Annotated in this window: 6 protein-coding genes; 5 read left to right on the top strand and 1 reads right to left on the bottom strand. The window is 56.4% G+C overall.

Features of this window, described 5'->3' with window-relative positions:
* From metX to VGE80_RS23820, 5 genes are all read left to right on the top strand, one after another.
* A partial coding sequence (gene metX / locus VGE80_RS23840; protein ID WP_440594388.1) for a homoserine O-acetyltransferase MetX occupies nt 1-1,037 on the top strand: 1,037 nt, incomplete at its 5' end.
* A gap of 171 nt (nt 1,038-1,208) precedes the next feature.
* The gene (gene metW, locus VGE80_RS23835; protein ID WP_373652840.1) at nt 1,209-1,826 is read left to right on the top strand and encodes a methionine biosynthesis protein MetW; all 618 of its coding nucleotides are present in this window, start codon (nt 1,209-1,211) and stop codon (nt 1,824-1,826) included.
* Nucleotides 1,827-1,953: 127 nt separating this feature from the next.
* Nucleotides 1,954-2,436 carry a hypothetical protein gene (locus tag VGE80_RS23830; protein ID WP_440594387.1) on the top strand — a complete coding sequence of 161 codons (483 nt, stop codon included), beginning with the start codon at nt 1,954-1,956 and terminating at the stop codon, nt 2,434-2,436.
* 305 nt (nt 2,437-2,741) lie between these two features.
* Nucleotides 2,742-5,477: a PQQ-dependent sugar dehydrogenase gene (locus VGE80_RS23825; RefSeq protein ID WP_440594386.1), complete on the top strand. Its 2,736-nt coding sequence runs from the start codon at nt 2,742-2,744 to the stop codon at nt 5,475-5,477.
* Between the two features lie 1,545 nt (nt 5,478-7,022).
* Nucleotides 7,023-8,453 carry a right-handed parallel beta-helix repeat-containing protein gene (locus tag VGE80_RS23820; RefSeq protein ID WP_440594385.1) on the top strand — a complete coding sequence of 477 codons (1,431 nt, stop codon included), beginning with the start codon at nt 7,023-7,025 and terminating at the stop codon, nt 8,451-8,453.
* Between the two features lie 218 nt (nt 8,454-8,671).
* Here the strand turns inward: VGE80_RS23820 and VGE80_RS23815 are convergent.
* Nucleotides 8,672-9,099 (bottom strand): hypothetical protein (locus VGE80_RS23815; protein WP_440594384.1); only part of this gene is annotated, 428 nt, incomplete at its 5' end.

Genomic DNA, 9,099 nt, shown 5'->3' with positions numbered 1-9,099 from the left:
AAGACAACGCGATTTTCGTCTGTCACGCTTTGACAGGGGATGCGCACGTCGCTGGCAAACATTCAGCCGACAGCCGCAAGTCAGGTTGGTGGGATGGACTAGTGGGACCCGGCCGGGCGCTCGATACGACAAAGTATTTCGTCATCTGTGCCAACGTACTGGGGGGATGCCAGGGGACGACGGGGCCGAGTTGTACCAATCCCAAGACCGGTCAACCTTATGGACTTCGGTTTCCCTTTATCACCGTGGGTGACATTGTTGATGTCCATGTGGCGCTGGTGAGAAGCCTCGGGATCGAGAAACTGCTGTGTGTGATCGGGGGCAGTCTTGGCGGCATGCAGGTGCTGGACTGGGTTTCGCGTTACCCCGACATGGCCCGTTCTGCAGTCTGTCTGGCGTCTGCGGGCAAGCTGTCTGCCCAGGGGATTGCTTTCAACGCCGTCGGTCGACGCGCCATCACCACTGACCCTCAGTTCCAGCAGGGTGACTACTACGGCTCGGTCCCTTCAAAATATGGGGATGTCGGTCCGAGAGCAGGACTGGCACTCGCCCGGATGGTGGCACACATCACGTATCTTTCCGAGGCTTCGATTGAACGTAAGTTTGGTCGAAACCTGCAGCACAGTGATCATCTTGCCTACGACCTGCAAAGCGAGACCGAGTTCAAGATCGAGAGCTATCTGCACTATCAGGGAAAACGATTCATCGAGCGATTCGACGCGAACAGCTACCTCTATCTGACCCGGGCCATGGACTACTTTGACCTGGCACAGCGTTTCGGGTCTCTACGAGAGGCACTCGGCCGCACCGATGCGCGGTTCCTCATTACGTCATACCACAGTGACTGGCTGTTCCCTTCGAGCCAGAGCCGGGAACTGGTGAGTGCCCTGCTGGCGACTCGACGTCATGTGACCTATCTCGAACTCGACAGCGTCTTCGGGCATGATTCGTTCCTGCTGGAAATCAAGCAACTCGAAGAACTGCTCACTCCCCTGCTGCGAGAGACTTACCGGCGTTATCATGGTGCCGCTCAGTAACTCGGCAGGCGAGACGGGACAGGCGATGCAGCGGGTCCCATCGACGTCAATTGTCGGCATGTCCTGAGTGAAATGTGGGAAGCTTACGGTGCCGAAGGAAACGGGCTCACTGAAAGCGATGCTGCCGCAGCCATTTCCACGAAGTCGATTTAACTACGGAGTTATTCCCCCGTGAAACGATATAGTGTGCTTGATCCAACTGCCGCGTTGACGGATCGACTTATCATCGACCAGATCGGCCGCGGCAGCCGCGTCATCGATCTGGGGTGCGGTGACGGGCGTCTGTTGTGTCGTCTGCGCGATGAATTGAACTGCTCGGTCCAGGGAATCGAACTGGATCACCGCGAAGTCGTTGAAGCCATCGCGAAAGGGATGCCCGTGATTCAGACCGACCTGGATCAGGGACTGAAAGAAGTTCCCGAACAGTCTTTTGACTATGCCGTGCTGAGTCAGACTCTCCAGCAGGTTCGCCATCCCCAGGATCTGCTGCGTGAGATGCTGCGCGTGGCGAAGCGAGCGTTGATTCTCGTCCCCAACTATGGCCACTGGTGGATTCGCGTGCAGATCCTGTTGCATGGTCGGGCGCCGATGACCGGTTCGCTTCCCTATGACTGGTACAATACTCCGAACCTGCACTTCCTTTCGATGATCGACTTCCGCGAACTGTGTCAGCAGATGCACTTCAAGATCGTGCACGAGATCCCGATTATCCGGGGACGCGCTGCCAACCGGGCCTGGGCTGCGAATATTCGTGCTGATAATGCTCTGTATGTGCTGGAGCACGTGTAGTCCCAACCGTCCGCGGTGAATTGAGCCCGCGACAACTGCTGAGTCGATCCATCGACGGTTATCATCTTTCTCGAATCCGTTTACCGGGCGATAACGTCCAAAGTGACATTCCGCAAAGGAGACGATCATGAGTCGAATGGTTTTACCAATCCTGCTGGTCTGTGCGCTGGTTTCCACTTCGGGGGCGTTGGAGAAGGATTCCCATGGGGATCAGGAAGCCCGGGAAAAGGCGTTCGCGACGAAGTTGTCAGGAGCTGTGCTGGCCGGTTCGTTCAGCACAGACGGCAAGGATTCGGCACCGAATAAGCCAGATCGCTATCAGATCGTCTCGGCGAAGAAGCTCAAGGGAGACGACTGGGTTATCACGTCAAAGATGAAAGTCGGCGAAAAGGAAATCGATATTCCCATCGTTCTCAAGGTCTACTGGGCCGACGATACCCCGATTATGTCGCTGACCGACCTGACCATTCCCGGAGTGGGAACGTTCACCGCGCGCGTCATGTTCCACGGAGATAGCTATGCCGGCACCTGGCAGCATGGTGAAGTCGGCGGCCAAATGTGGGGCAAGGTCGAAAACCCCGCGGCAAACGGCAAGCAGCCCGCAAAGTAATCGGCAGTTGCGTCCGGATCGAATTGGCCCCCTGCTCCACGACCGTGATAAGCGCCGGAGCGAAGGACCCTGGCAGGACGGTCCCCCCTGCCCAGTGACGCCGTACGAAGTCGGACGAGCATGGCCTCGATTCCTGGGTGCCTGTGGGATCGAGGCCTTTCGGTCGAGTGTCTCGCAGGCTTGTTCCTGCGGGATGGTCGAGGTATCGAAGAGCGAACTCAAATTCTTGCACAGTTCCCACAACGGACCCCGTAGCAAAGTGGCGTCTCATCTTGAATCTCCATGTGAATAAGGCAGGTGCGAAGGTGAATCAGTCTGACGTGGGATCCGGCCTTGTGTGGGGATTCTGTGCGTTACTGTTTGCTGTGCAGTCCTTTGCTCAGGAACCGGTTCACCCAACGGCCGGGGGCGTCGACCAATCCCGGTTCGAAGTGACTGTCCTGGCGACCGGTCTCGTGCAGCCGATGGAACTGGCTGTCGCCAGGGACGGGGCCGTCTACTTCATCGAACTCGGGGGGAAGCTCAAGGTCCTCGATCCCGTGACCCGCCAGGTACAGATCGTCGCGGATCTGACTGTGACGACGGCGCAGGAGAACGGTTTGATCGGGATCGCGCTCGACCCCGATTTCGAGCGGAACCGCTGGATCTATCTACAGTATTCTCCTCCCGACTTCCCCGGCCAGCACATCAGTCGTTTCACCTTGCAGGATGGCCGGCTGGATCTGGCCTCTGAGAAGGTTCTCTTGCGGTATGAAGAACAGCGAAAGGAATGCTGCCACCATGCCGGATCGCTTCATTTCGGGCCACGGGGTGAGCTCTTTATCGCAACCGGTGACAACACACATCCACATGGTGATTCTCAAGGGTTTGCTCCACTGGACGAACGGCCCGACCGGTCCCCCTACGACGCTCAGAAATCGTCGTCGAATACCGAGAGCTACAACGGGAAAATCTTGCGGATCCGCCCCACCCCTGAAGGAGGCTACGAGATTCCCGAGGGAAACCTTTTCCCGGCGGACGGATCTGGTGGACGTCCGGAGATCTATGTAATGGGGTGCCGAAACCCCTGGCGCATTTCCGTCGATTCCGAAACCGGATTCCTCTACTGGGGAGACGTGGGACCCGATGCCGGCAGTGACGGACCCCGCGGTCCCAAGGGGTATGACGAAATCAATCAGGCTCGTCGAGCCGGAAACTTCGGCTGGCCCTATTTCATCGCGAATAACCAGCCGTATGCCGACGTCGACTTCGCAACAGGAGAAGTCGGCTCCCGATTTGATGCCGCGGCACCGCGAAACGAGTCCCCCAATAACACCGGAAAAGTTCTGCTTCCGCAGGCAGAACCGGCCCTGCTGTACTATCCCTATGGTGCTTCCCCTGAGTTTCCCGAGCTGGAAACCGGTGGTAGAACCGCTTGCGCCGGACCTGTCTTTCACTTCTCTATGGCAGCGGATTCTCTCACGAGCTTTCCGGCCGAATACGATCGGGCTCTGTTCATTTACGAGTGGTCGCGTCACTGGATCAAGGTGGTCCACTTTGATGAGAACCACGGGGTGAAGCGAATCGAGAAATTGATGCCCCATCACCGGTTCGTCAGGCCGATTGATCTCGAATTTGGACCTGACGGAGCTTTGTATCTCATCGAGTATGGCGAGACCTGGGGTGTCAACGCAGATGCGCGTCTGGTTCGGATCGACTACGTTCGGGGCAATCGCCCTCCTGTTGTTAAAATCGCCGCCGAAAATAACTTCGGTAAGCAACCTCTCAGGATTACAGCATCGAGTGAGGGGACCTTCGACAAAGATGAAGGCGACCAGTTAACCTATGAATGGCGGGTGGTGAAGCCCGCGGAGCCAGACACGGCTCCGCGAATCGTTTCCACGGAGCCCCACCCCGTCATTACGATCGAGGAACCGGGGATCTACAATGTGGAGTTGACCGTGACGGATTCGCACGGTGCTGCCCGGTCTGCCACGGTTCCGTCCGTCGTGGGAAATCAGCGGCCACTGCTCCGGTTTATGCGGCCTCGTCCTGGTGACTTCTTCGATGCCGAGGAACCGATCACTTACGAAGTTGTGGTCGAGGATGAGGAAGACGGGACCAACGACGACCGGCAAATTGACGACCAGCAGCGAGAGCCGCTGGATGCCGATTCACCCAAACGCGTTTCGCTCAGCGCCGTTCATACCGAGGAACCATTCCCCGTGGCGGGTCGAGTCTCTGATGAATCGGCTCAAGGACCGATGGGGCTGCGACGGATGAAAGGGAGTGACTGTTTCAACTGCCACGCCGTCGATCAGAAGCGAGTGGGGCCACCTCTGCTCGACATTGCCAACAAATACCGGGGTCTCGACGGCGCACTCGACGCATCCGTTCAGCGGGTGTTGAAAGGTTCCACGGGAGTCTGGGGCAAAATTCCCATGATCCCCCACTCGCAGCACTCGCCGGAAGAAGTTCGGGAGATGGTCGATTACATCTTTCGTCTGGAGCCCAAGGGGCTGGTGCGAGTGTATGAAGGGTTCGTCGGAGAAATTCCGGTCGCTCCGGAAGAAGTGCAACAGGCGGGGCATTACCGCTTGATCGCCAGCTATGTTGATCGCGGATGGGGAGCCATTCCCCCATTGACGACGTCCGCCGAGATCCTGTTAAGGCCCCGACTGGTTGAGGCAGAGACGGCTCATCTTGTGCATGGCCCTCAAATCCTGAATTCCGGGACCGCAGGTGGCGGAAAATTTATCGGAGCGATCGACCACGGTCACTACCTGAAGCTGGAAAGCGTATCGCTCGAACGCGTTAGCCAATTGACGTTTCGCGTCGCGTCGGCAGGTGCTGGCGGTCGCATTGAAATCAGGGTCGATCAACCGGATGGACCCTTGCTGGCCGCGACGGATGTGGAGGTCAATGGCGATTGGGAACGATGGTACAACCGAACTGTTCCCATCCAGGGCCCTGAAGGGAGCCACGACCTCTACGTGCTGTTCGTTCATCCTGCCAAAGCGGGAGGGCTCATGAACCTGGATTCGATCCGGTTCGAACGCTGAGGGCGGTTAGTAATTGACTGGAGCAAGGCCGTTTCCTGAAAGATCCTTCTGCTCGTGGCCTCACAGCTTCATCCTGAAGGAGGTCAACAATCCGAGTCGCATGGGGGGAATTGCCCCTCGCGCTGATCTGAGCGGTCCTCCCGGCCTTTCGAAGTTTCCCTCTGGAAAAAGTACACGATCACGCTTTCTCCTCTCTTGCGCTCCGTGAATCGCTTTCACGAAGAGCTACGAACCTCACTACACGAAGTGTGAAATGTGTATTGATTCGCGTTTCTGTGGTGTTGTCAAAGAGTGCGGTTTTCTCTGCTTGAAAATCTCCCCACCTGCGTTACTGGCTATGTTCTAAAATTGTTTAGTGATTGATCGTGGTGTATGGAAATCGATCTTTACGAAAGCGTGGTCGTCTTTGGAGAGGATCTTTATCATTCATTTAAGGCGATTTGTTCTGTAAAGGTATGCAACTCAGAATTCAGGTCTGATCGGTAGGCGGGTCTCAGATTCGTTTCCCGGTGCAAGATTTGTATGGAAATCACCTGCTGTACGTCAGGAATTCAGTTGCTTTTCAGGGTGCCCGTGAGTACTAATGACAATGATGACCTCGGGCTTTGTTGCGAATGGGGCGGCTTGTTCGAAATTGGCTGTTTGCCAGTTGTTTTGTGATGGTTTTTGCATCGATTTTGCTGATTAAGTTTGAGTTCGGCGCGAAAGTCGGATTGTAGGCAGATCTTAATTACGCTTTTGTGCCATTGTCATGTTCAAGTATCTAATTTAATGGTGTGCTTATTTCGCGGGTGGTTGGTGCCGCGTTGCGGGGTATCACCCGGGCTCGATCAACGATGATGACTGATTCTGAAATGTTCCTCCGCGGGTCAAAGCGAGGGACAGTCCGAGTCTCACGGATGAGCAAGGAATGAATGTCGATGCGGTCGGCTTCATTCGTAAGTGATGGCGACCTGCTCAGCATGCGGGGTCCATCGCTGGCCTCATCCTTCATGACCTCGTGGGGCCAGGGGCGAGCACAGCGTTGACTCGCTCAGAGACACGCAGGGGAGACGGCGGAACGTCCTTGCGGCGACAGCGTGTTCCTTCACTGAACGCGTAAACGTGAGCCGCAGATGATTCCTGGTATGCCCTGGGTGGCATTGCGCGGTGCCTTGTTTGCTATCGGTGGAGTTCGTCACACGGGCCGGTGCGCGAAGAAAGATGGAAAAAACCGCAGTGTCATCACCATGGATGAACGGAAACGGGTTGGAAGGTATTCGCTGCAGTGATGGACTGAGTGACCTGATTGAGGAGTAACTCCTGATGACCATGAGTGGTCGCACGGGGGAGATGGAATCGTCTCTAACTTCTGTCCCCCCCAGGGCCGAGCCCTCATTCTCATCCAGGGATATCGAAGTGCATTTGCATTTTTTGCGGCAGGCCAATCGCGCGGTTTCCTCTGCGGAAATCGACGCTACGTCTTCTGGCACGTCCGCTTTTCTTTTTTCTCGTGATGTTTTGCGTTTGTACTTGTTCTTTTTCCTTTTTTGGTTCGAGGTTCGCATGAAGTCTCTGGTCTGGTTTACCATCACGACGGTCGTCTGGCTTACGGACCCGATGTCCGCATCGGCACAGTCGATTGGAGCGCCCATCCCGGGGGCGCCGAAGAGTATTTTCTACGTCGACCCGGTAAACGGGTCCAGTACCGGTGACGGATCCTCCGCCCGGCCCTGGCGAACACTCCAGGAAGTCTGGGATGCGCGGCTCATTAACGGGACTGACCGGTCTTCCGGCGTCGTCCATGCCGGCGACCTGATTTATCTGCTGGGGGGGAATCACGGCAATGTAGACATCGCTCCCTGGAACGGTAGCGGCAAAGTTGCCAACACGGATTATATCACGATCACTGCGTTTCCCGGCGCGGTCCCTATCATTAAAACTTTGCGGTTCACGCTGGCATCAAAGTGGGTGGTGCGTGGAATCACGTTCGAGAACCCAGGTGTCTTCAGCACTCGTCCGACCCTACTTTACGCCGAGCACTCATCGAATCTGATTGCCGATGGCAACATCCTCCAGTCCGCCAGCGATGTTGCGACCTGGTCCCCCGCCGACTGGCCCAATCGCAGCGCCGACTACGCGATTCATTTCAACAACGTCCGCTACGGTACGATCAGTCGAAATCGAATTAAGGGAGTTCACAATGGGATTGCAACACGTGGTCGATATCTGATGCTGTCCGGAAATCAGATCGACTACTTCGCCAACGACGGGATTCAATTTACGTCCAGCGATACGGTCATCCGACACAATCTGATTACAAACCACTATGGGCTCTGGAATGACGGATTGCACCATGATGCCATGCAGGGGTGGACTTCATTTGATGAAACCTTCACCACAAACGTCCTGATCGAGAGCAACATGATCATCAACTCCACGGGAACCTATCTGACGGTGCCGCGGGTTCCGTCGGGGGACAATGATGAATACCTCCAGGGGATCGTGATTTTCGACGGGGTGTGGGACCGATTGACGGTGATTAATAACGTCGTCATTGCCGCAGCCCATCACGGTATTGGATTCTACGGAATCTCGGATTCGGTAATTGCTAATAACACCGTCGTGAGCCAGAGCCCGAAGTATGATAGCTGGATCGGCGTATTTCAGGATTCCCGCGTTCCTCAGAACGTGGTAGTTCGTAATAACGTCGCAGATTCATTCTCGCTGCTGCAGCAAGGGGTGACCTTCGACCACAACCTCGCCTTCGACAGAGGTTTTCTTCCGTGGCAGCAGAATCTGATTCCGATCGTTGACCCGGTAACGGTCTTTCAGGTGTACCAGCCGAGTCGAGGCTACTTCGACCTGCGCCTGAAAGCGCAAAGCCCCGCCATCGGTGCCGGCAGTTCGCTGAGCGTTCCGAAATACGACGTGCTGGCGGTCACACGCAATCCGTCCCGTGTCGATATCGGTGCCTACTCCTACACAGGTCCTTAACGGAATCGGTTGATCTGCGGACCCTCCGGTCGTCGTGTCACTGTGGCGACCGGAGGCATTCTTACCATGCGGGGCATGTTCGGTCCCGCAGTCAGAATCCGATCGACGACGCGGTAAATTGTGCAGCGCCCTACTCACCACTGCAAGAATTCGAGCGTTCAATTGCCGCACGCGAGCAGTGTCAGGACACCTGACGTCTTCCTCGCAATCGCTGCCAGTCAATTACCGTCACTGAAACCCCACCGGAATCCCAGTCGGCTGGTCTGCTCGACGAGCTCATCGAACGAGCATGACATGCCGCAGCGCTCTTCGATCATCTCGGCGGCATCAAACCCCCGATCCGCGTCGCGCAGTCCCTGTGAATCGCCCGTATGAAAGACAACGCGGCGGATCCCTGCCGCTTTTGCGGCGAGAACCTGCAATGCAACCATCAGGGTTCGATTGCCACCAAAGGCTCCACATCCCCAGAAGCCGGTGTGAATGACGGTTTCAGGCTGGTCACGGTCGGCTGCCGCCGATTCTTGGCGGGCGGCACTGAATCCCGTGTACGCCGTTGCGAAGATGGTCTTGATCTGCTCTGGCGTATATTCGCCCTGACCGTATCCGGGGGCCGCGATTGCAATAAGATTGCTGAAGGTCGGCGGAT

This window comes from Schlesneria sp., from assembly GCF_036405755.1.
Taxonomy (GTDB): domain Bacteria; phylum Planctomycetota; class Planctomycetia; order Planctomycetales; family Planctomycetaceae; genus Schlesneria; species Schlesneria sphaerica.
This window is presented reverse-complemented; position numbering and strand designations above follow the sequence as displayed.

Bases quoted from the DNA above. Each gene is read 5' to 3' on its own strand.
- VGE80_RS23830 (WP_440594387.1), top strand. From the start codon at position 1,954: ATGAGTCGAATGGTTTTACCAATCCTGCTGGTCTGTGCGCTGGTTTCC.
- VGE80_RS23820 (WP_440594385.1), top strand. From the start codon at position 7,023: ATGAAGTCTCTGGTCTGGTTTACCATCACGACGGTCGTCTGGCTTACG.